Source organism: Mesorhizobium sp. B283B1A (assembly GCF_020165735.1).
Taxonomy (GTDB): Bacteria; Pseudomonadota; Alphaproteobacteria; order Rhizobiales; family Rhizobiaceae; genus Mesorhizobium; species Mesorhizobium opportunistum.
Genome location: NZ_JAIUIQ010000005.1, coordinates 113,919 through 136,634, shown reverse-complemented (window position 1 = coordinate 136,634; position 22,716 = coordinate 113,919). Strand labels below are relative to the sequence as shown.

Below are 22,716 nucleotides of genomic sequence, written 5' to 3'. Positions count from 1 at the left end.
CGAACCAAAGGATCGTACCATGCTCGAGGTCGGCCTGAACCCCTATGGTCTGACCTATCATCTCGGGCTCCAGGCCCGCGGTACGCCCCGCGCCAATCCCGAGCCGGCAGGGCTGGAAGGTTTCATTGCGCTCGCGACCGAACTCGGCGCCCGGGTGCTGGAAATCTGGGTGCCATGGCTGGCGGAACTTTCCGACGACGCGGTGATCGCTCTGCGCGAAAGGCTGGCCGGCCTTGGGATCACACCGATCGTCAGTGGCGGCCTCCTGGTGGGCGAACCGCTCGACGCGGCATTTCGGGCCGCACGCCTGCTGAGGGCCAAGATCATCCGAACGGCGCTGACGCCGGTTCTCTGCGGCGATCGCAACGCTGCCGGCGAGAAATGGAGCGAGTTCGCTGGCATCATTCGAGACAGATTGAAGGAATGGGGTCCCCGCGCGATTGCCGAAGGCCATGTCCTTGCGATCGAAAACCACCAGGACTTCACCAGCGGGGAAATCGTCGATTTCTGCGCGCTCGGCGGCGAAGGCGTCGGGGTCACCTTCGACACCGGCAACACATTCCCGGTCGGCGAAGCGCCGCTCGATTTTGCGCGGCGGATCGCTCCTTATGTCCGCCATGTCCACCTCAAGGATTACCGCGTGCAGTTCACGACCGAAGGCTACCGGCTGATCCGTTGCGCCATCGGCGATGGCGCGGTGCCGTTTGCCGAGATGTTTGCAATTCTCGGCCAACACCACGATCGCATGACCGCCGTTCTCGAACCGGGGGCATTGGAGGCGCGGCATGTCCGTTTTCTAAGCGACGACTGGTGGCACGGCTATCCGCCGAAGACGGCACGGGAATTTGCCGCCTGCCTGCGGGCAGCGCAGCGCAATCGGCTACCCGACGATGCCGACTACCGTACCCCTTGGGAACGCGAAGACGACGGTTCCCTGGTTTCCTATGAGCTCGACATGATCCGGCGCAGCGCCGCCAACATGCGCAATTTGGTTTGATGAAAGTGGAGAATATCTGATGACGGCACGTGAACTCGATGGATTGACCGCCTTCGTAACCGGCTCCGGCCGTGGCCTCGGTCGCGTGATGGCCGAGCGTCTGGCGGAACTCGGCGCCAATGTCGCGATCCATGACATGGACGAAACGGCGCCGGCCAAATACGGCGAGTTCGCCAATCTCGGCGAGGTGGTCGAGCGCCTGAAGCGGCATGGGACGAGGGTCACGTCGGTGACCGGCAACATTGGCGACCAGAAGGCGGTTGCCGAGATGAAGCGCAAGATCGAGGCCGATCTCGGCGACGTGCATGTGCTGGTCAATTGCGCCGGCGGCGACATCGGCGCCAAGGGCGGCAAGCCGAACCCGAACAACGCCCTCGACATCGAACTGGACGACATCCGCGTGCTCACCGAGAACAATCTGATCGGCACGATGCTGGTCTGCCAGGCCTTCGTGCCCCCCATGAAGCAGCGCGGCGGCGGCTCCGTCGTCAACATCGCGTCGGCGGCGGCACATCTCGGCTGCTCGCCCGAGGTCGTCTACTCGACGTTGAAGGCGGCGGTCGTGCATTACACGCGCTGCCTCGCCAAGGAACTGATCGACGATGGCGTGCGCATCAATGCGGTCAGTCCCGGTGCCACCAAGACGGCACGGTTCCAGGCTACCCGCGTGGTCGATCCGGAGCGCATGGATTCGAGCAGGAAATCGCTGAACCGGTATGCGGAGCCGGAAGAGATCGCCGAGGCGGTGGCTTTTCTTGCCGGTCCGCGCGCGCGCTTCATCAACGGCCAGGTCATCCGCGTCGATGGCGGGTTCACTATCTTTCCAGGCTGAAGGGGCTTTCCAGGTTGAATTGGCTTTCCAGGTTGAACGGGCTGCCGAGTGACCTGAATCCCATCGAGCGCGTCCGCAAGGCGGTCGTGCCCACGTCACCTGCGAGAGTCTGCTTCAGGCGTAGACAGCCCCGCGAGAAGCGGAGCGTACGCGGCGAGCCTGCCGGACACGAACTCCGTGAAGAGCCGCACGCGCTTCGTCTTGCGTGTCTCACCCTGGGTGAGAAGCCAGAGCGTTCCGTAAAGGTGCAGCTCGGTGCCCGGCACCCTCATCAGGAGGGGATCGGCATCCCCGACGAAGCAGGGCAGTGTCGTGATCCCGAGCCCTTGCCGTACAGCAACGATCTGCGCTGCGGCGTCAGTGGTCCTGAAGGGAACCCCCGTCGTGCGAAGCTCACCCTCGCTGGCCCAACCCGGAATTCCATGAATGCTTATGACGATCCACCGGATGGGATCAGAGGCGCCCGCACGCCATGCGGCTAGTCGATCGCGAGACATATAGACGGCCCCGAACAGCTCCGGGCCCTTCAGGCCGTGAAGATTGAGCGGCAGGGTTTTTCGGTCGTAGACGACGCGGATCGCCACGTCGGCCTCTCGGTTGGTCAGATTTGCCAGCTCGCCGGACGACAAGACGTCCATCTCGATGTCCGGATGCAAACGCGCGAACTCGGCGAAATCCGGCATGAGCAGGTGTGTCGCGAGGGTCGGAGCCAACGTCACCCGCAGGAGCCCGCGCACGCTCTGATCGCGCCCGAAGACGCGTGTCTCCAACTGGTGCGACGACGCTTCCATCTGGTTCGCGAGCTCGAGCACCTCCTCGCCCGCAGCCGTCAGGCGGTAGCCCGAAGGCAGCTTTTCGAACATGCGCGCCCCGAGGCGCTCCTCGAGCTGTGCAACGCGCCGCAGCACGGTCGAGTGGTTCACACCGAGGCGCTCGCCGGCAGCCCGCACCGAGCCTCCGCGCGCCACGGCCAGAAAATAGCGAACGTCATCCCAGTCGATCATGGTGCGATCCCGCACCGCGCGGTGCGCCTTCAAAAGCCTGTATCCAATTCAGTCGTACAGCAGTGTGGGCGGTCATCATAGCTTATGTCGACGAGCGCGGCCCAATTCCGAACGGCGGACACCGATCGTCGCGACTGGCGGCGGTCGCCCAGCCGGATCGATTTTGCACCACCGATGTGCGCACTTCCGCACTCAAAGCCTGACCCCTACAGGCCTATTTCCAGGCTCTCGGGGTTCTTCCCGAACGATCAAAGGCAGAGCCTGGAAGGACAAAGTCATGGGAAAGCTAAACGGTAAGGTCGCAGTCATCACGGGTGGCGCTACCGGCATCGGCCGCGCCGCGGCAAAGCGCTTCATCGAGGAGGGCGCCTTCGTCTTCATCTTCGGTCGCCGGCAGGCAACGCTCGACGCGGCTCTGGCCGAACTCGGGCCCAATGCCCGCGCGGTGACGGGCTCGGTCTCGGATGAGGCCGACCTCGACCGACTCTACGCGACGGTGAAGGCCGAGCGCGGAACGCTCGACATCGTCTTCGCCAATGCCGGGGCGGGAAGCCAGCTTGCGCTCGGCGAGATCACCGCCGAGCACATCGACGAAACCTTCGACACCAATGTGAAGGGTACGATCTTCACTGTCCAGAAGGCGCTGCCGCTGATGGGCCAGGGCGGTTCGATAATCCTGACCGGATCGAGCGCCGGCACCACGGGCGCCCCGGCAATGAGCGCCTACAGCGCGAGCAAGGCGGCGGTGCGCAACCTCGCTCGGACCTGGGCGGAGGATCTTAAGGGCACCGGCATACGGGTAAACGTGCTGTCCCCCGGCGCGACAGCGACCGAACTCGCGAAGGAAGCGCTCGGCGAGGAGGGCCAGAAGGTCTTCGCCGCGATGACTCCGCTCCAGCGCATGGCCGATCCAGCGGAGATCGGGGCCGTGGCCGCCTTTCTCGCGTCGTCGGACAGCAGCTTCATGACCGCCAGCGAGGTCGCCGTCGACGGCGGCCTTGCGCAACTCTGACGCGCCACACCCGGCCGGTCACTCCATTCAATTAACCAGCGCCGGAATCAAATACCAACACGGAACGGAGAAGTATTATGAGCTATGCGATTGTAGGATTCGGTAAGATAGGCCAGGCCCTCGCCCACGCCTTCGCCCGTAAAAACATCGAGGTGGCCGTCGCGAGCCGCCGTCCGCCCGAGGCGTTGGCGGCACAGACCCGGGCGATCGGACCCACAGTCGTCGCCAAGTCGCTGCGGGATGCACTCGAGGCCGACACAATCATCTTGGCGGTCCCGTTCGGGGAGCATCGCAAGGTCGCGAAGGCCCTGCCGAGCTGGGAAGGCAAGACAATCATCGACGCGATGAACGCGTTCCCTGTCCCTGAAGAGCTGGACGGCCTCCCGTCCTCCGCCTTCGTCGCGAAGGCGTTCACCGGCGCCAAGCTCGTCAAAGGGTTCAATCACCTGATTGCGGCCACCCTGGCTGCCGATCCGATCGTCGAGGGCGGGCACCGGGTCGTCTTTCTGTCTGCTGACGATGAGGACGCGATCGCTCCCGTGGCGGCCTTGGCCAAACAACTCGGGTTCGCACCCGTCAAGCTGGGAAAGCTCAATGAGGGTGGCGCGCTGGTGCACGCACGCGGCCGCACTTGGGGCCAGCTCATCTTCCAGGACCTGTTCAAGAAGGAACAGTGATCGATGTATGACCACGTGATTTGGCCCGAGCGATATGACCCGAAAACGTCGGCTATTTACGCACTCAACGACATTGACGTGAAGGCGCCGCCTGAAGTGGTCTGGAAGCTGCTGGTCGATGCCGAGAATTGGTCGAGCTACTTTCCCGCCGAGGATCAGGTCAAGATCCTGGGCGGCAAGCCGGAACTGGCGCTTGAAACCAGATACACCCGGGTGACGGTTGGCTTTCCGATGAGTCTGGTCGTGACGGAGTGCGAACCCTTCCGCAGGCTGGCATGGTCGACAACAGTCGATGGCGACGTTACCGGATCGAGCGCGTACCACGGCTGGGTCATCACTCCTACAGCCGATGGCTGCCATGTGCTGACCGAAGAAACGCAGCAGGGTCCTTGGTTCCTTGAGGAACTCGGGCGCAAGCATCCCGGTGCACTCTACCGTTATCACCAGGAATGGGTCGAAAGCCTTGCCCGCGCAGCGGAGGCGGAAGTCGCGAACAAGGCGGATTGACGTGCTTGTCCTGAGGCGTCGCCGCGTCGCCTGGGCCGCGACGCTTCGACCGAACAAAGCTGGGCCCGCCTTCGTCCAAATGCTGGGCCCGCCTTCGTCCAAATATTGTCGGTTTCAACTGGCGACGGGCGATTCTAGCCTGGATCGGCGGATGATCACCACCTACCATTGGAGATGAACGATATGAATATTGAACTCAAGGGCCGCAAGGCGATTGTCACCGGATCGACCGCCGGTATCGGCCGCGCGACGGCGGAGGGGCTGGCCCGTGCCGGCGCATCGGTCGTCGTCAACGGCCGTGGGAATACCCGGGTCAACGAGGCGGTGCGGCAGATGCGGCAGGCCTTTCCCGGAAGCGACATCTCAGGCATCGCCGCCGATCTTGCGACAGCGGAGGGTGCCGAGGCCTTGATCGCGCAGGCGCCGGACGCCGACATCCTTGTGAACAACGTTGGTACGGCTCACATCCGGAGCTACAATGGCGTCGAGGACATCGCGAAAATCCCCGACGAGGACTGGCTCGGCCTCTTCCAGTTGAACGTGATGAGTGGCGTACGCGTGACCCGTCATTACCTGCCGCGGATGGTAGCGAAAGGCTGGGGCCGTGTCGTGTTTGTAAGTAGCGAGTCCGCGGTCAACATCCCCAAGGAAATGCTCGACTACGGCATGACCAAGACAGCTCAACTCGCGATCTCGCGCGGGCTTGCCGAGGCGGTCGCGGGCACGGGCGTCACTGTCAACGCCGTCTTGCCGGGTCCTACCCGCTCCGAGATCCTGGGCGACTTCATGGCGAAGCAAGCTGACGCAAACGGGATCACGCAGCAGGAAGCCGAGCAGGGCTTCCTGAAGGCAATGCGTCCAACCACCCTTATCCAACGCTTCTCGACCACCGACGAGGTGGCCAACATGATCATCTATGCGTGCTCGGAGCAGGCTTCGGCGACAACCGGCGCGGCTTTACGGGTGGATGGCGGCGTGGTCCGTTTCGTTGCGTAGCTGCCGAGAAGATTATGGGTCAATGGCGCCGACCAGCGGACGGTCGACGCCATTGGGTGAGCCTCCGTTGAGTTTTTCCTGCCCGGTGTCTTAAGGCCGACCCGGCGTCTTCAGGCCGAATACTGGCCGTGATCTTCACCTGTTTCTCGATATATCCTGCAATAGAGCAATTCTAGGAAAAGTGTGATACGGTTTTCCGTCCGGAACTGCGTAAAAACAAAGGGATAGGGCGGTTCGCCGTTTCCGTGAAACGGTGAATTGCTCGTACGGAAAACCGTATCACACTTTTGCTGGGATTGCTCTAATCCGTCTGGATCCAGATCGCCTTTGTCTCCAGATACTCATGCAGATGCTCGACGCCGCCCTCGCGGCCATAGCCCGACATCTTCATGCCGCCGAACGGCACCGCAGGGTCGATGGCGTGGTACATGTTGACCCAGACCGAGCCGGCCTTGACGCGGCGGGCGAGCTTGTGCGCGGTGCCGAGATCGGTGGTGAAGATGCCGGCGGCCAGGCCGTAGGGTGTCGCATTGGCGCGGGCGACGGCTTCATCCAGCGTGTCGAAAGGCATCGCGGAAATGACCGGACCGAAAATCTCTTCCCGCGCGATGGTCATCTTGTCCGATACCGAACCGAAGACGGTTGGCGCGATGAAGTTGCCGCCGTCATAGAGTTCGCCCGTCAACCGCGAGCCGCCGGCGACCAGCTTGGCGCCCTCGTCGCTGCCGGCCTTGATGTAACCCTCGACCTTGCCGGCCTGCCTGGCGTTGATCAGCGGCCCGATCTCCGTCTCTGCCTCGATGCCGTGGCCGACGCGCAGCCTGCCGGCGAATTCGGCGACCCGGCGCACGAACTCGTCATGGATCTCGCGCGCCACGAATAGCCGCGAGCCGGCAATGCAGATCTGACCCGAATGAACGAACACCGCCATGGCCGCGACCGGGACGGCCTTGTCGATATCGGCGTCGCGGCAGACGATGATCGGCGATTTGCCGCCGAGCTCCAGCGAAACGCGCTTGAGGTTGGCGACACCGGCGCGGGCGATCGCTTGGCCGGTCAGCGTCGAGCCGGTGAAGACGATCTTGTTGACATCGGGATGTTCGGCGAGCCGCGCGCCGGCCTCGGCTCCCGTGCCGGTGACGATGTTGACGACGCCGTCGGGCACGCCTGCTTCCTGCATCAGCCGCGCGATCAGCAGTGGCGTCAGCGACGCATCCGCCGACGGTTTCAGCACGATGGTGCAGCCGGTGGCGAGCGCTGGTGCGATCTTCCAGATCGACGCGGCGGTCGGAGCGTTCCAGGGAATGATCGCGCCGACGACGCCCACCGGTTCTCGCCGGGTGAAAGTGACGATCTCGCCGGGAATGGAATTGTCGATCGCCTCGCCATGCAGCGCCGTGGCCATGCCGGCATAGTAGCGTAGCATGCCGATGACGCGACGCCGGTTGGCGAGCGTGCGCGTGATCGGCAGTCCCATGTCGAGCGTGTCGGAAACACTGAGCTCTTCCCAATGCGCCTCGAAGAGATCGGCGATGCGCAAAAGCACGCACTGCCGCTCATAGGGCGAGAATGTCGACCACGGCCCTTCGAACGCCATGCGCGCAGCAGCCACAGCCGCGTCGACATCGGCGGCCGAGCCGCGCGGCACCGTCGCCAGCACCGCGCCGGTCGCCGGATTCAGCGCCTGCATCTCCTGACCGGACTGCGCCGCCACCCACTTGCCGCCAATGAACATCGGCCGGAATTCGCCATGGTAGAGCGTCGCGGCCTTCGCCCTCGGGTCGAAGTTCAGCGTCATCTTTTCCTCCTCGCAATTCCGACGCGACTATTACTCCCGGCGCGGGCGAGCTCAAACAAGGAAAGCTAAAAGGGCGTTCAGATAATCGGACTGTGCAACGCGCGTGTCTTCCCCGATGGTTCGGGCAACGGAGGAACAGATATGAGACTTGCCGGGAAGGTCGCCATCGTCACCGATGGCGGGTCTGGATTTGGCGAAGGCATCGTCAAGAAATTCGTGCTCGGGCCTTCGGCGGTCTCGACATACTGGTCAACAATGCCGGCGTGGCGCAGCCGCCCTTGCCGCTCGAGACGATGGACGAAGAGATGTTCGACCGGATCGCCAACGACAACATGCGCTCGATCTAAAACGGCGCCCGTGCGGTGGTCCCGCATTTCAAATCCATCAAAGCAATCGAGCTACCTCCCCGTGCCTTCCTTCGCGCCGGAAGCGGTCTTGAATGTGAGGGTACGTTTGTGGGTACTTTTTCGACCATCATCGCCCGCGCGATGATAGTCATGCCGCCGCGACAGCGGCCGCAAGCATTTCCGACAACCCCAAATGCCTCGCATTGACGGGCTTCCGGCCAGGTTTCGCAATGTGGATAGCCGCCCAAGCGAAGTTTGCTCCCGATCAATGAACGCGATTCGTTCTGTTGATAGGCTTCCTCGATGGGGCGGCCATTGGATGGCAATGGCAGGCAAGAGATCTGTCCTTCTGCTCCTTTCGACGAATTGACTAAGTGCCGATCGAACCGCAGACCGGATCAGACCGGGAGGAAATTCATCAGGGTTGGAGGATAAGTATGGGAGAAGATCTATCCGGTCATCATGCCGACCGCATCCAGGCGGCGATTGCGTCGGACGCGGCGGCGAAGTCCGCCCTGGTTGCCTCCTGGCGACGGTCTTCCAATTTGCATCGGCTCGAACCAGCCGATTGCAGCCCTCCACATTATCTGACGGAGGCCGAACTGGCGCAGGCCCGGCAACGGATCGAACCTCTCCTTCGTGCTGCCCAAGCCAGTCTCGACCGTCTCTATCTCGCGGTAGGCGGCGTCGGATGCTGTGTCCTGCTCGCCGATCGCGACGGCGTGCCGGTCGAACGGCGCGGCGCGCCTGTCGATGATGAGACGTTTCATTCCTGGGGTTTGTGGACTGGCTCCGTCTGGAATGAGGAAAGCCAGGGCACCAACGGGATCGGCACCTGCCTGGTCGAACGCCGGGCGTTGACGATCCACCGTGACCAGCATTTCCACACGCGCAACACCCTGCTCAGCTGCACCACAGCCCCGATCCACGACCATGAGGGAAACCTCGTGGCGGCGCTTGACGTGTCCTCCTGCCGGGCCGATCTGACCGAAGCGTTTGTCAATCTCATCTCGATGGCTGTCGTCGACGCGGCGCGCCGGATCGAAAGCGAAAACTTCAAAATGGCATTCCCGAAGGCACGAATTCTGCTTGCGCCGGTGACCGACAAGGGTTCGGGCGCGCTGATCGCCATCGACGCGGACGATCTCGTGGTCGGCGCTACCCGTTCGGCCCGCCTGGCGCTTGGCATTACACAGCAGTGCCTCGACAAACCAATGCCCGCCGCCGATCTGCTCGGCTGGGCTGAGATTGGCCCTAAGGTTCTTGCTGAGGCAGAGCGCGGGGCCCTCCAGCGTGCGCTCGCGCGGGCTGACGGAAATGTCTCGGCCGCGGCGCAGGCGCTTGGCATCAGCCGCGCGACGCTTCACCGCAAACTCAACCGCCTGGATGTCCATCGGCCTCACTGAAACGCCGAGATCCCGTGACTGTCGCAATTCTGCGACACATCCTGCCCAGCCGCGGCGACCGGTGCGGTGACAACCACAGGCGGAAACCGCAAGTCTCTCCCGAAGCGTCGCATCCCGCGACGCCAGCTTTGGGAGGAAGACACATGAACAAGGTTGAATTCTCACGCCCGGTCAAGGCGCCCTTCGACAAGCGCTATGGCAATTTCATCGGTGGCAAATGGGCCGAGCCCCGCTCCGGCCGTTATTTCGAGAACTTCTCGCCGGTGAATGGCCAGCTGCTATGCGAAGTAGCGCGCTCCGACGGCCAGGACATCGAGGCGGCCCTGGACGCCGCGCATGCCGCCAAGGACGCCTGGGCGCGCACCAGCGTCGCCGAGCGCTCCCTCATCCTCAACCGCATCGCCGATCGAATGGAGGAAAACCTCGATCTCCTCGCATGCGCCGAGACCTGGGACAACGGCAAGCCGATCCGCGAAACGACCGCGGCCGACCTGCCTTTGGCCATCGACCATTTCCGCTATTTCGCCGGCGCGGTGCGTGGCCAGGAAGGCAGCCTCTCCCAGATCGACGACGACACCGTCGCCTATCATTTCCATGAGCCGCTCGGCGTGGTCGGCCAGATCATCCCGTGGAACTTCCCGTTGCTGATGGCATGCTGGAAACTTGCTCCCGCGCTTGCCGCCGGCAATTGCGTCGTCCTGAAACCTGCCGAGCAGACCCCGGCTGCCATCCTGCTCTGGGCCGATCTCATCGGCGACCTCTTGCCGCCGGGCGTGCTCAACATCGTCAACGGCTTTGGCCTAGAGGCCGGCAAGCCGCTGGCCTCGTCGCCGCGGATTGCCAAGATCGCCTTTACCGGGGAGACGACGACGGGCCGGCTGATCATGCAGTATGCCAGCCAGAACCTGATCCCGGTGACGCTCGAGCTCGGCGGCAAGTCACCCAATATTTTCTTTAGGGATGTCGTCGCCGAAGACGACGATTTCTTCGACAAGGCGATCGAAGGCTTCGTCATGTTCGCGCTGAACCAGGGCGAGGTGTGCACCTGCCCGAGCCGCGCGCTCATCCAGGAATCGATCTACGACCGGTTCATGGAACGTGCCCTCAAGCGCGTCGAGGCGATCGTGCAGGGCGATCCGCTCGATCCGGCAACGATGATCGGGGCCCAGGCTTCGTCCGAGCAGATGGAAAAGATTCTGTCCTATATCGATATCGGCCGCCAGGAAGGAGCCGAGTTGCTGACCGGCGGGCAGCGCAATCTTCTGCCCGGCGACCTGGCAGGCGGCTACTACGTTCAACCCACGGTGTTCAAGGGCCACAACAAGATGCGCATCTTCCAGGAGGAGATTTTCGGGCCGGTGGTTTCGGTCACGACCTTCAAGGACGACGACGAAGCACTGGCGATTGCCAACGATACGCTCTACGGCCTCGGTGCCGGCGTCTGGACACGCGACGCCAACCGCGCCTATCGCTTCGGCCGCGCGATCCAGGCTGGCCGCGTCTGGATCAACTGCTACCATGCCTATCCCGCGCATGCGGCCTTCGGCGGCTACAAGCAGTCCGGCATCGGCCGAGAGACCCACAAGATGATGCTCGACCACTACCAGCAGACGAAGAACATGCTGGTCAGCTACAGCCCGAAGAAGCTCGGCTTCTTCTGATCGCCTCATTGGATCAAAGGCGCGGCTCCACACGGGCCGCGCCCCAGGCTGGAAATCGAAAACCCATGCATGCCAAGGTCACGGCAACGCCGGCAGCGCTTGAACTGATCGCGGAGATCGTCGCCGAGCACGGTCCGGTGCTGTTCCATCAATCCGGCGGCTGCTGCGACGGCTCTTCGCCTATGTGCTATCCGCTGGATGGATTCATGGTCGGCGATCACGATGTCCTGCTCGGCCATATCGGTGACGCGCCGTTCTACATCGGCGCCTCGCAATTCGAGGCCTGGAAGCATACCGATCTCATTATCGATGTGGTGCCAGGCCGCGGCGGCATGTTCTCGCTGGATAATGGAAGGGAGAAGCGTTTCCTGACGCGGTCGACGATCTGCGCTGTTCAGACCGGGATATAGGCATTTCACATGACTTGCCGGCCCGGGAGCATTCCTGACGCAGCCGATGTTCAGACCGCCACGGAATGCCTCGCCTTGCCGGTTTCGAAATATTTGTCGAACTTCGCCGCGACGCTTCTGACAAAGGGGCGGCTTTCGACCGGCACGACGAAGCGGTCACCGTGAAGTTCAAGCAACCGGGCAGGATCAAGAAGAGCGGTGGAACTCGCCTTGCCGAGAAGCCTTTGGCCAGCCTCGCCAAAGCGCTCAACCAGGTCGATCGCTGAAAAGCCGGAATCGCACATCAGCCGCTCGATGATCCAACCGCGAGCGCGGTCGTCGTCGGAAAAAGCAATTCCGCGAACCGAAGCCAACCCACCGTCATCCACCATGCGGCCATACTCGGCGGTCGAAGGCATGTTCTGTACATAGCCTTGCCGGAATTGGCTGATGGATGACGGGCCGAGGCCGATCAAGGTTTCGCAACGATCCTCGGTGTAGCCCTGAAAGTTGCGACGCAACATCCCCGCATGCGCGGCAAGCGCCAGCGCATCGCCCGGTTTGGCGAAATGGTCGAGCCCGATTGCTTCGTATCCTTGGTCGAGTATGGCGCGAGCTGCCAGTTGCGATTGGGCAAACCGCTCCTCCGGGCCTGGCAACCAGGCCTCGTCGATCATGGTCTGATGTTTCTTGAACCATGGCACATGGGCATAGCCAAAAAGGGCGATCCGGTCGGGCTCGAGCGTCAGCGCCTGCATGACAGTGGACAAGACGCTCTCCCTGGTCTGATGCGGCAAGCCGTAGAGCAGGTCCAGGTTGACCGACTCGACGCCGCGTGACCGAACGCCGTCGACGACTGTCTTGGTCTGCAAGAAGGTCTGTTCGCGATTGATGGCCTTCTGCACCTTCGGATCGAAATCCTGGACCCCGAGGCTGGCCCTCGTCATGCCGATTTCGGCAAGCGCGTCGAGGCGGGGTTCGTCCATATCGTTGGGTTCGATTTCGACGCTGATCTTGGCGCCGGGAAGAAATGAGAAGCTGTTGCGCAGAACGGCTGCCAGCGCCACCATGTCCTGCGGTTTGAGCATCGTCGGTGAGCCGCCACCGAAATGGACGGCACGTACCCGGCGCTTGCCTCCGGCGAGCCTTGAGACGGTGGCGATCTCCGCATGCAGCGATCTCAGATATTTCGTGACCGGTTCGTAGTGGCGTGTCTGCTTGGTGTGGCACGCACAGAACCAGCAAAGCTTGTCGCAATAGGGGATGTGCAGATAGAGCGAGATCTCGTCGCCCTCATTGAGCGCCTGCAGCCAGCCACGACAGACGGCGGCATCGACGCCCGGATGAAAATGCGGCGCCGTTGGGTAACTCGTGTAACGCGGCACGTTCTCACCAAGCCTGGCAACTAATTCTGGCCGCATGTCGCTATCAACTCCGGAATGTTTCGCGCGATATTGTTCAAGGTGGGCAACAGCCGCCTTGATTTCGGTCAATGCCCATCGGCTGCGGACAAACTGCCGCAAGGCTTTTTCTTGGGTCGATGCTATATCCTGACGGAACCCTTTGGGTTCGCGGACGACCACGATGACAGTACGTCAGGATGTACATAGCGCCGGCATTCCCGTGCTTTGCCAGTCATGCGAAGCGCGGCATCATGGCGTTTGCGGCGCGCTCGATCCGGACCAGCTGGTGGGCCTCGCCAAGACCTCGTCGAAGCATACCGTCGAAGCGGGCGTGGAATTGATCGGTGAGGCCGAGGCCATCGACAGTTACGCGAATGTGCTTTCCGGCGTGGTCAAGCTGACGAAGAGCCTTTCGGACGGGCGCCAGCAGATTGTCGGGCTTCAATTTGCTCCCGACTTTCTGGGCAGGCCCTTCAAGGTGGAAAGCGCGATCAACGCCGAAGCCGCAACCGCAGTTTCCCTGTGCTCGTTCCCAAAGGCGGCCATCGAACGGATGATGAAGGAATCGCCGGGACTGGAGCATCGTCTCTTCAAGCAGACGCTGAACGAACTCGATGATGCCCGCGACTGGATGGTGACGCTGGGCCTCAAGAGTGCTTCGGAAAAGGTGGCGAGCTTCCTACTCATGATCGCCAGGAACATCGACCCCACGCTTGATCCGGCCGCCCAGTCGACAAGTTTCGATCTGCCGTTGACCCGCGCCGACATCGCCGATTTCCTCGGTCTGACGATCGAGACCGTCAGCCGTCAGCTGACCCGGCTGCGATCAGATGGCGTGATCCGCATCGAGAACAATCGGCATGTAATCGTCGATAGCTTGAATCGGCTGCAGCGCCGCTCCGGCGCCTAGCTAGGTTCAATCGACAAACCCAATCATCGGCAGGACATGCTCGCGCTCGAAGGCGATATGCCGGCGCAGGCTTTCGAAGAACCCGCGCAGCATGAACCCAACCGCCTCGGCATTGTCGATCGTCTTGCCGTGGCCGATCGCCAGCAACATCTCGGTCACCTCACCGGCAAAGCATTCGTCCTCGATATGCTCGGCGCTCAATCGCCTTGCTGAATCAAGATTGGCATCACCGCCGGCCAACGCCGTCTCGTAGGCGGGAAATATGACCGTCTCTTCGTATCGATGACTGTCGCGCAACAGCGGAACGATTGCGTTTGCTACCGCCAAGCATGCCAAAATGTCGACCTTGGGCAGCGTGTCCGCGATCCTTTCCAAGGCATCGCAGAGCTGCAGTTTTTCCAAGTGTACACGTTTCATCACCGCAGCAGACCCTGCCGGCATCGAATTTTTGCCGCCTGCATGCAGTGGAAACGGTCCCCCTCCTGTCTGCGAGTTCAACGGCAATCTCCTGATCGTTCGCGGGATCAAGCCTGCCCAATCCAAATGCACATGACTTTGACATGGATCAAGGCGGGGACGTGCCGGCTGCGGAATTGGTGTTGCCGCGGATTGGCGTCCGCGCAGGGAATCCGAGGTCGGGGAAATGTCATGAAGTTCGGCACACAAATCTTCGCGTTGAGCCTTTTTACTTTCGCGGCCTTGGTGGCCGCCGGCTTCGGCGTGGACGAGCCGTTCCGGCAGCACATGTGGGTGCTGTTCTTCGTGCTGCTCGGTTTTGTCGCCATCCTCATTCGCAACTCGAGCTTCGAAGTGGCCGCTCCGATCGACCCATCCGCTTACATGGACGGTCCAATCCGCTACGGCGCCATCGCCACGATGTTCTGGGGTGTCGTCGGCATGCTGGTCGGCGTGGTCATCGCGCTGCAGCTGGCCTACCCCGATCTCAACATTCAGCCTTGGTTCAATTTCGGCCGCTTGCGGCCGCTGCACACGTCCGGCGTCGTCTTCGCCTTCGGCGGCAACGCGCTGCTGTGCACGTCATTGTACGTCGTGCAACGTACCTGCCGCGCCCGCCTGTTCGGCGGCGATCTCGCCTGGTTCGTCTTCTGGGGGTACCAGCTTTTCATCGTAATGGCCGCGACGGGCTACCTGCTAGGCATCACCGAGAGCCGCGAATACGCCGAACCCGAATGGTACGTGGACATCTGGCTGACTATCGTCTGGGTCGCTTACCTCATCCTGTTCCTTGGCACGATCCTGAAGCGCAAGGAACCGCACATCTACGTCGCCAACTGGTTCTACCTGTCCTTCATCGTCACCATCGCGATGCTGCATGTGGTCAACAACCTTTCGATGCCGGCCTCTCTCCTCGGTTCCAAAAGTTACTCCGCCTTTTCCGGCGTCCAGGACGCGCTGACGCAATGGTGGTACGGCCACAACGCGGTCGGCTTCTTCCTGACCGCCGGCTTCCTCGGCATGATGTATTATTTCGTGCCCAAGCAGGCGAACCGGCCAGTCTATTCCTACCGGCTCTCGATCATCCATTTCTGGGCAATCATCTTTCTCTATATCTGGGCCGGGCCGCATCACCTGCACTACACCGCCCTGCCCGACTGGGCGCAGACGCTCGGCATGGTGTTCTCGATCATGCTGTGGATGCCGTCCTGGGGCGGCATGATCAATGGCCTGATGACGCTGTCCGGCGCCTGGGACAAGCTGCGCACCGACCCGATCATCCGCATGATGGTGATGGCCATCGCCTTCTATGGCATGTCGACCTTCGAAGGCCCGATGATGTCGATCAAGGCGGTCAACTCGCTATCGCATTATACCGACTGGACAATTGGTCACGTGCACTCCGGTGCACTCGGCTGGGTCGGCATGATCTCGTTCGGCGCGATCTACTACATGGTGCCGAAGCTCTGGAACCGTAACCGGCTCTATTCGCTGCGGCTGGTTACCTGGCACTTCTGGCTGGCGACCCTGGGGATCGTCGTCTACACCGCGGTCATGTGGGTGTCCGGCATCATGCAGGGCCTGATGTGGCGCGAATATGACGAGCAGGGCTTCCTGGTCTACTCCTTCGCCGAGACCGTCGCTGCCATGCACCCCTACTACGTCATGCGCGCCATGGGCGGGGCCATGTATCTCTCGGGTGCCCTGATCATGGCCTGGAACATCACCATGACCATCCTCGGCCACCAGCGTGAGGAGCAACCGATGCCAGGCTCCGTTCCCGCCCTTCAGCCTGCCGAATAAGGAGCCAGAACATGGGCTTGATGGATAGACATGCACTAATCGAGAAGAACGCCACGCTTCTTCTCGTAGGCTCCCTTCTTGTGGTGACCGTCGGCGGCATCGTCGAGATCGCACCCCTCTTTTATCTCGATAACACGATCGAGAAAGTCGAAGGCATGCGGCCCTACTCGCCGCTCGAGCTTGCCGGACGCAACATCTATGTGCGCGAGGGCTGCTACCTCTGCCACAGTCAGATGATCAGGCCGTTCCGCGACGAAGTCGAGCGCTACGGCCACTACAGCCTGGCCGCCGAGTCGATGTACGATCATCCCTTTCAGTGGGGATCGAAGCGGACGGGGCCGGATCTCGCCCGGGTGGGCGACCGATATTCGAATTCATGGCATGTCGCGCATCTCTCCGATCCGCGTTCCGTTGTGCCGGAATCCATCATGCCCAGCTACGCGTTCCTGAAGGACGCGCCGATTGACGTGAAGGACTTCTCGACGCACCTGGTGGCCAACCGGCGGGTCGGCGTCCCCTATGACGATGAGATGGTCGCGCACGCCAATGTCGATCTGATGGCGCAGGCTGATCCCAACGCCGACACATCAGGTCTTGAGGCCCGGTATCCCAAAGCCAAGATCGGCGACTTCGACGGCAACCCGCAACAGGTCACCGAAATGGATGCCCTCGTCGCCTATCTGCAGATGCTGGGCACGCTGGTCGATTTCAAGAACTACGACGAAGCCGCCGGCTACCGCTGAGGAGTTTTTTCCATGAATTACAATCTTATGCGGGAGTTCGCCGACAGCTGGGGTCTTGTCGCCATGGCGCTTTTCTTTGCGGGGGCAATTGTCTTCGCCCTGCGCCCCGGCAGCCGCAAGCTTGCGGACGAAGCAGCCCGGATTCCCCTCGAGGACGAGTGATCATGAGCGACGAACACATCGACGAAATCTCCGGCGTCTCAACCACGGGTCACGAATGGGACGGCATCCGGGAGCTGAACAACCCACTTCCGCGCTGGTGGGTCATCACGTTCTACGTCACCATCGTCTGGGCGATCGGCTACACCATCGCCTATCCGGCATGGCCGCTGCTGCACTCGGCGACAACGGGCGTTCTCGGCTATTCGAGCCGCAACGACGTCAAGAACGAGCTGGCGGCAGCGGAAACAGCGAAGGGCAAATACGTCGCGGCGGTGGAGTCGAAAAGCGTTTCCGAAATCGCTGCGGACGATGCCTTGCGGGAATTCGCGGTCGCGGCCGGCGGCGCCGCATTCAAGGTCAACTGCACGCAGTGCCACGGCTCCGGCGCCCAGGGTTCCAAGGGCTTTCCCAACCTCAACGACGACGACTGGCTGTGGGGCGGCAAGGCCGAGCAGATCCAGCAGACGATCACGCACGGCATCCGCTTCGCTTCGGATCCGGACACGCGTCTGTCGGAAATGCCGGCCTTCGGGGACATCATCACCGCCGACCAGATCGCTCAGGTCAGCGCCTACGTTGCCAGCCTGTCCGGCAAGGTCCGCGATGCAACTCTTATTCAACCCGGCGCCAAGGTCTTCGCCGAAAACTGCGTCGCCTGTCACGGCGACAATGCGAAAGGCAACAGGGAACTCGGCGCCCCCGACCTGACCGACGCGATCTGGCTTTACGGGTCGGGCGAGACGGCAATCGGTGACCAGGTTCGCGCACCGAAGCAGGGCGTGATGCCAGCGTGGGGCGCGCGTCTCGGCGAGACCAAGGTCAAGGAGTTGGCGGTCTACATCCATTCGCTCGGCGGTGGGGAATAGGTCGGGGGCCCTATTCCTGCCCTTCGCCGTCTGAGCGACGAGGCCCGGCCAGTCCGGGCCTCGATCTTTTCGGCATTCGCCGATTGACCTGCATCAACGCGGGTCGATCCATGCGGCGGCAATGTTGCCCAGCGCGCTCAAAATCACAGTCCGCGCGCAAGTGGAGATAGTCGTGCTGGACAAGACGCAGGTAGAACGGCTGGAAGCCGAGGCGGTCAATTCCGCCAAGACACGTCAGCCCCTCTACGCTGCGCGCAAGAAAATCTTCCCAAAGCGCGCCTCGGGCAACTTTCGCCGCTTCAAATGGCTGGTGATGGCGATCACGCTTGGCATCTACTACCTGACGCCGTGGCTGCGTTGGGATCGCGGTCCATTTGCCCCGGACCAGGCGGTGCTGCTCGATGTTGCCAATCGGCGCTTCTACTTCTTCTTCATCGAGATATGGCCCCAGGAATTCTTCTATGTGGCCGGCCTCCTGGTCATGGCCGGCGTTGGACTTTTCCTGATCACGTCGACTGTCGGCCGTGCCTGGTGCGGCTATGCATGTCCGCAGACCGTATGGGTCGATCTGTTCCTTGTCGTCGAACGTGCGGTCGAGGGGGACCGCAACGCCCGCATGAAACTTGACGCCGGCCCCTGGACCGCCCGCAAGCTGATGCTGCGGCTATCGAAGCACGCCGTCTGGTTGGTCATCGGCGCGGCGACCGGCGGCGCCTGGATTTTCTATTTCGCTGATGCACCGACACTTATGGGCGAGCTTTTCACCGGTACCGCCGCGCCTGTCGCCTACATCACCATCGCCGTGTTGACGGCGACCACCTACACGTTCGGCGGCCTGATGCGCGAACAGGTCTGCACCTATATGTGCCCATGGCCACGCATCCAGGCAGCCATGCTCGACGAGAACTCGCTCACCGTCACCTACAATGACTGGCGCGGCGAACCGCGCTCGCGTCACGCCAAGAAGGTGCAAGCGATAGGGCAGTCCGTCGGCGACTGCGTCGACTGCAATGCCTGCGTTGCGGTCTGCCCAATGGGGATCGACATTCGCGACGGCCAACAACTCGAATGCATTACCTGCGCGCTGTGTATCGACGCCTGCGACGGCGTCATGGACAAGCTCGGCAAAGAGCGCGGGCTGATCTCCTACGCGACGCTCTCCGATTACAACGCCAACATGATGCTGGCGACCGCAGGCGGCTCCAGTTCAATCAATCCGTCGCTGGTCAGGACTGCCGTCGGCACCTTCTCCGATCAGGTGGCGCATTTTCACATTCGCAAGATCTTCCGGCCGCGAACCTACGTCTACATGGGCCTGTGGTCGCTGATCGGGCTGGGCCTGCTCTATTCGCTGCTGACGCGCGATCGGCTGGAGCTGAACGTGCTGCATGACCGCAATCCGCAATTCGTCACGCTATCCGATGGCTCCATCCGCAACGGCTATACCGTCAAGCTGCTCAACATGATCCCTGAGCCAAGGACAATCGTCGTCACCATGGAGGGCCTGGAGGGTGCAGATATGGTCGTCGTCGGCGACGACATCCCGGCCGGCCGGTCGTTCGCCATCCCGGTCGAGCCCGACCGCCTGAAAACGTTGAAGGTCTTCGTTCGCCAGCCGGCGGACCAGATCCACGCACCGGCACAGACCTTCAAGTTCCGTGTCGAGGATAGAGCGAGCTTCGAGTCGAACGAGTACACCGCCACATTCAACGCGCCAGAGGCCGCCAAATGACCGCCAATGCCCAAAAGCCTCGCGAATTCACCGGCAGGCACATGCTGGCCATCATTCTCACCTTTTTCGGGGTGGTCATCGCGGTCAACCTGACCATGGCCACGCTCGCCAATACGAGTTGGACCGGCCTCGTCGTCGAGAACACCTATGTGGCCAGCCAGCAATTCAACAAGGAGGCCGAGGCCGGCCGCGCCCAAGCAGCGCTCGGTTGGACCGGCAAGCTGACCATCGCATGGGGCGAAGTCCGCTACAGCCTCTCCGACGCAGCCGGCAAGCCGGTTCCTCTGCACGGTGTCAAGGTGCTGTTTCGTCATCCCGCCTACGAGAAAGAGGACGAATCCGTCACGCTCGCCCTCGCCTCAGGCAAGGAATTCGCAGCGCAGCATATGCCGAAGGACGGCGTCTGGATCGTCGAAGTCGACGCCGATGCCGGCCTGGCGCGACCCTATCGCGACGTCCGCAGGATCATGATTTCTCATGGAGCGCTGCAGTGAGCTGTTGTGCACCGGGCGCTGAAATGGCGCTGGATCTGAACGGCGCCACATCGGTCCTGCCATCCAGCCAGGAAATCAGGTTGGCGAGCCGATCGCTTGGCGACGATCTTCGGCAGACCGACCTTTCAGTGCCGACGGTTCATTGCGCCGCCTGCATCCAGACGATCGAGGCGGCACTTGGAAAGCTCGATTACGTCGAAAGCGCGCGCGTCAACCTGTCGACGAAACGGGTCGCGGTCCGGTGGCGTGGAGACGAGGTGCCACCGTTCGTCGCCGCGCTTGGCAGGCTGGGCTACGAGGCGCATCTGTTCGCACCCGAGATCGACGACAAGGACAAGACGCTTGCCGAACTGATCCGCGCCGTCGCTGTTGCCGGTTTTGCGGCGGGCAACATCATGCTGCTTTCGGTCTCTGTCTGGTCCGGCGCCGAAGGTGCTACCCGCGACCTGTTTCACTGGGTCTCGGCGCTGATCGCCATTCCTGCCCTCGCCTTCGCCGGCGGCATCTTCTTCCGGTCGGCCTGGAACGCCCTGCGTCATGGCCGCATGAATATGGACGTGCCCATCGCGGTCGGTGTTTCGCTCGCCTACGCCATGAGCCTTTATGAGACGATCAATCATGGCGACCACGCCTATTTCGACGCGTCGGTATCGCTGCTGTTCTTCCTTTTGATCGGACGCACGCTGGATCATGTGATGCGGGAGCGTGCCCGGACTGCCGTGAAAGGCCTGTCTCAGCTGGCCGCGCGTGGCGCCATGGTGCTGCGCGGCGATGGCGCGCGCGACTATCTGCCGGTCGGCGAGATCGAACCAGGCATGCGGATGTTGATAGCGGCCGGTGAGAGGATCCCCGTCGACGGCAAGATCATCCAGGGAACGTCGGATCTCGACTGCTCGCTGGCCTCAGGCGAAAGCACGCCGAAAAACGTGGCGCCGGGCGAAGCGGTACAGGCCGGCGTGCTCAATCTTACCGGCCCGCTGACGATTGAGGCGACAGCCGCCGCAAAGGATTCATTCCTGGCGGAAATGGTCCGGCTGATGGAGGCCGCCGAGGGCGGCCGCGCGCAATATCGCCGTATAGCCGACCGCGTTTCAGCGCTTTATGCCCCGGTGGTCCATCTCACGGCGTTTGTGACATTCCTGGGCTGGATAGCGGCGACCGGCGACTGGCATCGGGCGATGACGATCGCCATCGCCGTCCTCATCATCACATGCCCGTGCGCGCTTGGCCTCGCGGTGCCGATCGTGCAGGTGGTCGCCGCACGGCGCCTGTTCGAGAACGGCATCATGGTCAAGGACGGCTCCGCCATGGAACGCCTGGCAAGCGTGGACATTGCGGTGTTCGACAAGACCGGAACGCTGACGCTTGGCCAGCCCCGGCTCATCAACGCGCCGTCGATCGATCCGGCCATGCTGACAGTCGCAGCCGACCTCGCGGCGCACTCGCGTCATCCGTTTTCAAAGGCCATAGCCGGCTTTGCCATTCCTGGCGGGCAGCTCAAATTCGATGCCGTCACCGAGCATCCGGGATTTGGAATCGAGGCCACTGACGCGGGAAGCACCTGGCGCGCGGGAAGTACCTGGCGACTGGGCCGACGCGGATGGGCTGGCTGGAAGGCTCGAACCGGCGGTGAAGGCAAACACGGCTACGGCGGAACGGTGCTGACGAGAAACGGGATGATCGCCGCATGCTTCGTTTTCGAGGACGCGTTGCGCGCCGACGCCAGAGCGGCCATCGATCAATTGAGCGACGCCGGGGTTCCCGTGGAAATGCTGTCAGGCGATACCGCGGCAGCCTGTGCCGAGGTTGCGAAGTCACTCGGAATCGAAGACTTCGTTCCGTGTCTGCTGCCATCCGGCAAGCTCGAACGCATCGAGACCCTCGCGAAAGTTGGGCACAAGGTTCTGATGGTTGGCGACGGCCTCAACGATACGCCGGCGCTGAGCGCAGCGCATGTCTCGATCGCACCGGCCACCGCCGCCGATGTTGGCCGCAACGCCGCGGATTTCGTCTTCCTGCGCGAAAGCCTCCTGGCGGTGCCGCTCGCGCTGGACATCTCGCACAAGGCAGGAAATCTGATCCGGCAGAACATCGCAGTCGCAATCGTCTACAATGCGGTGGCAGTACCGATCGCCATACTTGGGCACGTCACGCCCTTGATAGCGGCAATTGCCATGTCCGCTTCATCACTGCTTGTCATCGGAAATGCGTTGAGACTGCGAACCGCCGAGCCCATTTCACGGGCCAAAAATGTTCGACGTGACAGGCTGTCCGACTTCAACGAACTGGCCCGGTCGTCATGACCACCCTCACCTATCTCATACCCGTCGCTCTCTCTCTTGGCGCGCTTGGCTTGGGCGGCTTCCTGTGGGCGTTGAAAAGTGGCCAGTATGAAGATCTCGACGGTGCAGCCGAGCGAATTCTCATCGATCCAGAAGAGAAAAAGCGTCCACTGATCTAAAGATAATCGTTGGCGACAGCTCTCCTTTGGAAGAAGACCGAGACACCAACCTCTTCACCT

General features: G+C 62.2%; 22 protein-coding genes. 18 read left to right on the top strand and 4 right to left on the bottom strand.

From position 1 onward, the window contains the following. The first annotated feature begins 19 nt into the window (after positions 1–19). Complete coding sequence (locus LB577_RS05770; RefSeq protein WP_224685933.1) at positions 20–997, top strand: sugar phosphate isomerase/epimerase family protein; 978 nt, start codon at positions 20–22, stop codon at positions 995–997. Between the two features lie 19 nt (positions 998–1,016). Continuing rightward, a complete protein-coding gene (locus LB577_RS05765; protein WP_224685932.1) occupies positions 1,017–1,829 on the top strand; it encodes an SDR family NAD(P)-dependent oxidoreductase in 813 nt (270 codons plus the stop codon). A 95-nt stretch (positions 1,830–1,924) separates the two neighbouring features. On the opposite strand, the gene LB577_RS05760 is transcribed toward LB577_RS05765, so the two are convergent. Next, the gene (locus tag LB577_RS05760; protein WP_224685931.1) at positions 1,925–2,833 is read right to left on the bottom strand and encodes a LysR family transcriptional regulator; all 909 of its coding nucleotides are present in this window, start codon (positions 2,831–2,833) and stop codon (positions 1,925–1,927) included. Between the two features lie 277 nt (positions 2,834–3,110). On the opposite strand from LB577_RS05760, the gene LB577_RS05755 reads away from it, so the two are divergent. The 4 genes from LB577_RS05755 to LB577_RS05740 all read left to right on the top strand — a co-directional run bounded on the left by LB577_RS05755 (position 3,111) and on the right by LB577_RS05740 (position 6,025). Then, entirely contained in the window at positions 3,111–3,845 is a 735-nt protein-coding gene (locus tag LB577_RS05755) for an SDR family NAD(P)-dependent oxidoreductase (protein ID WP_224685930.1), read from the top strand. A gap of 77 nt (positions 3,846–3,922) precedes the next feature. Next, positions 3,923–4,522: an NADPH-dependent F420 reductase gene (locus LB577_RS05750; RefSeq protein WP_224685929.1), complete on the top strand. Its 600-nt coding sequence runs from the start codon at positions 3,923–3,925 to the stop codon at positions 4,520–4,522. Positions 4,523–4,525: 3 nt separating this feature from the next. Next, entirely contained in the window at positions 4,526–5,029 is a 504-nt protein-coding gene (locus LB577_RS05745; RefSeq protein ID WP_224685928.1) for an SRPBCC domain-containing protein, read from the top strand. A 183-nt stretch (positions 5,030–5,212) separates the two neighbouring features. Continuing rightward, on the top strand, positions 5,213–6,025 hold the full coding sequence (locus LB577_RS05740) for an SDR family NAD(P)-dependent oxidoreductase (protein WP_224685927.1): 813 nt from the start codon (positions 5,213–5,215) through the stop codon (positions 6,023–6,025). Between the two features lie 301 nt (positions 6,026–6,326). On the opposite strand, the gene LB577_RS05735 is transcribed toward LB577_RS05740, so the two are convergent. Next, positions 6,327–7,823 carry an aldehyde dehydrogenase family protein gene (locus LB577_RS05735; RefSeq protein WP_224685926.1) on the bottom strand — a complete coding sequence of 499 codons (1,497 nt, stop codon included), beginning with the start codon at positions 7,821–7,823 and terminating at the stop codon, positions 6,327–6,329. A gap of 784 nt (positions 7,824–8,607) precedes the next feature. Here LB577_RS05735 and LB577_RS05730 point away from each other — a divergent pair. The 3 genes from LB577_RS05730 to LB577_RS05720 all read left to right on the top strand — a co-directional run bounded on the left by LB577_RS05730 (position 8,608) and on the right by LB577_RS05720 (position 11,647). Beyond that, on the top strand, positions 8,608–9,576 hold the full coding sequence (locus LB577_RS05730) for a GAF domain-containing protein (protein WP_013897060.1): 969 nt from the start codon (positions 8,608–8,610) through the stop codon (positions 9,574–9,576). 143 nt (positions 9,577–9,719) lie between these two features. Next, complete coding sequence (gene adh / locus LB577_RS05725; protein ID WP_224685925.1) at positions 9,720–11,237, top strand: aldehyde dehydrogenase; 1,518 nt, start codon at positions 9,720–9,722, stop codon at positions 11,235–11,237. Positions 11,238–11,302: 65 nt separating this feature from the next. Then, positions 11,303–11,647 carry a DUF779 domain-containing protein gene (locus LB577_RS05720; protein WP_224685924.1) on the top strand — a complete coding sequence of 115 codons (345 nt, stop codon included), beginning with the start codon at positions 11,303–11,305 and terminating at the stop codon, positions 11,645–11,647. A gap of 50 nt (positions 11,648–11,697) precedes the next feature. On the opposite strand, the gene hemN is transcribed toward LB577_RS05720, so the two are convergent. Continuing rightward, the gene (hemN, locus tag LB577_RS05715) at positions 11,698–13,047 is read right to left on the bottom strand and encodes an oxygen-independent coproporphyrinogen III oxidase (protein ID WP_224685923.1); all 1,350 of its coding nucleotides are present in this window, start codon (positions 13,045–13,047) and stop codon (positions 11,698–11,700) included. Between the two features lie 163 nt (positions 13,048–13,210). Between hemN and LB577_RS05710 the strand changes: the two genes are divergently transcribed. After that, entirely contained in the window at positions 13,211–13,939 is a 729-nt protein-coding gene (locus LB577_RS05710) for a Crp/Fnr family transcriptional regulator (RefSeq protein WP_224685922.1), read from the top strand. 6 nt (positions 13,940–13,945) lie between these two features. Here the strand turns inward: LB577_RS05710 and LB577_RS05705 are convergent, their stop codons facing one another. After that, positions 13,946–14,380, bottom strand: coding sequence for a hemerythrin domain-containing protein (locus tag LB577_RS05705; RefSeq protein ID WP_031257540.1), 435 nt, complete (start codon positions 14,378–14,380; stop codon positions 13,946–13,948). A gap of 207 nt (positions 14,381–14,587) precedes the next feature. Between LB577_RS05705 and ccoN the strand changes: the two genes are divergently transcribed. The 8 genes from ccoN (at position 14,588) to ccoS (ending at position 22,656) form a co-directional block, all read left to right on the top strand. Beyond that, positions 14,588–16,198, top strand: coding sequence for a cytochrome-c oxidase, cbb3-type subunit I (gene ccoN, locus LB577_RS05700; protein WP_224685921.1), 1,611 nt, complete (start codon positions 14,588–14,590; stop codon positions 16,196–16,198). Between the two features lie 11 nt (positions 16,199–16,209). Continuing rightward, positions 16,210–16,941 (top strand): cytochrome-c oxidase, cbb3-type subunit II, encoded by a 732-nt coding sequence (gene ccoO, locus LB577_RS05695; protein ID WP_224685920.1) that lies wholly within the window; start codon positions 16,210–16,212, stop codon positions 16,939–16,941. A gap of 12 nt (positions 16,942–16,953) precedes the next feature. Beyond that, the gene (locus tag LB577_RS05690; protein WP_023764650.1) at positions 16,954–17,103 is read left to right on the top strand and encodes a CcoQ/FixQ family Cbb3-type cytochrome c oxidase assembly chaperone; all 150 of its coding nucleotides are present in this window, start codon (positions 16,954–16,956) and stop codon (positions 17,101–17,103) included. A gap of 2 nt (positions 17,104–17,105) precedes the next feature. Further along, a complete protein-coding gene (gene ccoP / locus LB577_RS05685; protein ID WP_023764649.1) occupies positions 17,106–17,969 on the top strand; it encodes a cytochrome-c oxidase, cbb3-type subunit III in 864 nt (287 codons plus the stop codon). Between the two features lie 172 nt (positions 17,970–18,141). Then, positions 18,142–19,701, top strand: a complete 1,560-nt coding sequence (gene ccoG / locus LB577_RS05680) for a cytochrome c oxidase accessory protein CcoG (RefSeq protein WP_224685919.1) — start codon at positions 18,142–18,144, stop codon at positions 19,699–19,701. Then, the gene (locus LB577_RS05675) at positions 19,698–20,195 is read left to right on the top strand and encodes a FixH family protein (RefSeq protein WP_023764648.1); all 498 of its coding nucleotides are present in this window, start codon (positions 19,698–19,700) and stop codon (positions 20,193–20,195) included. The genes ccoG and LB577_RS05675 overlap by 4 nt, the downstream gene beginning before the upstream one ends. Continuing rightward, on the top strand, positions 20,192–22,498 hold the full coding sequence (locus LB577_RS05670) for a cation-translocating P-type ATPase (protein WP_224685918.1): 2,307 nt from the start codon (positions 20,192–20,194) through the stop codon (positions 22,496–22,498). The genes LB577_RS05675 and LB577_RS05670 overlap by 4 nt, the downstream gene beginning before the upstream one ends. Further along, positions 22,495–22,656: a cbb3-type cytochrome oxidase assembly protein CcoS gene (gene ccoS / locus LB577_RS05665; RefSeq protein WP_224685917.1), complete on the top strand. Its 162-nt coding sequence runs from the start codon at positions 22,495–22,497 to the stop codon at positions 22,654–22,656. Before LB577_RS05670 ends, ccoS begins: the two co-directional genes overlap by 4 nt. Positions 22,657–22,716 lie beyond the last annotated feature (60 nt).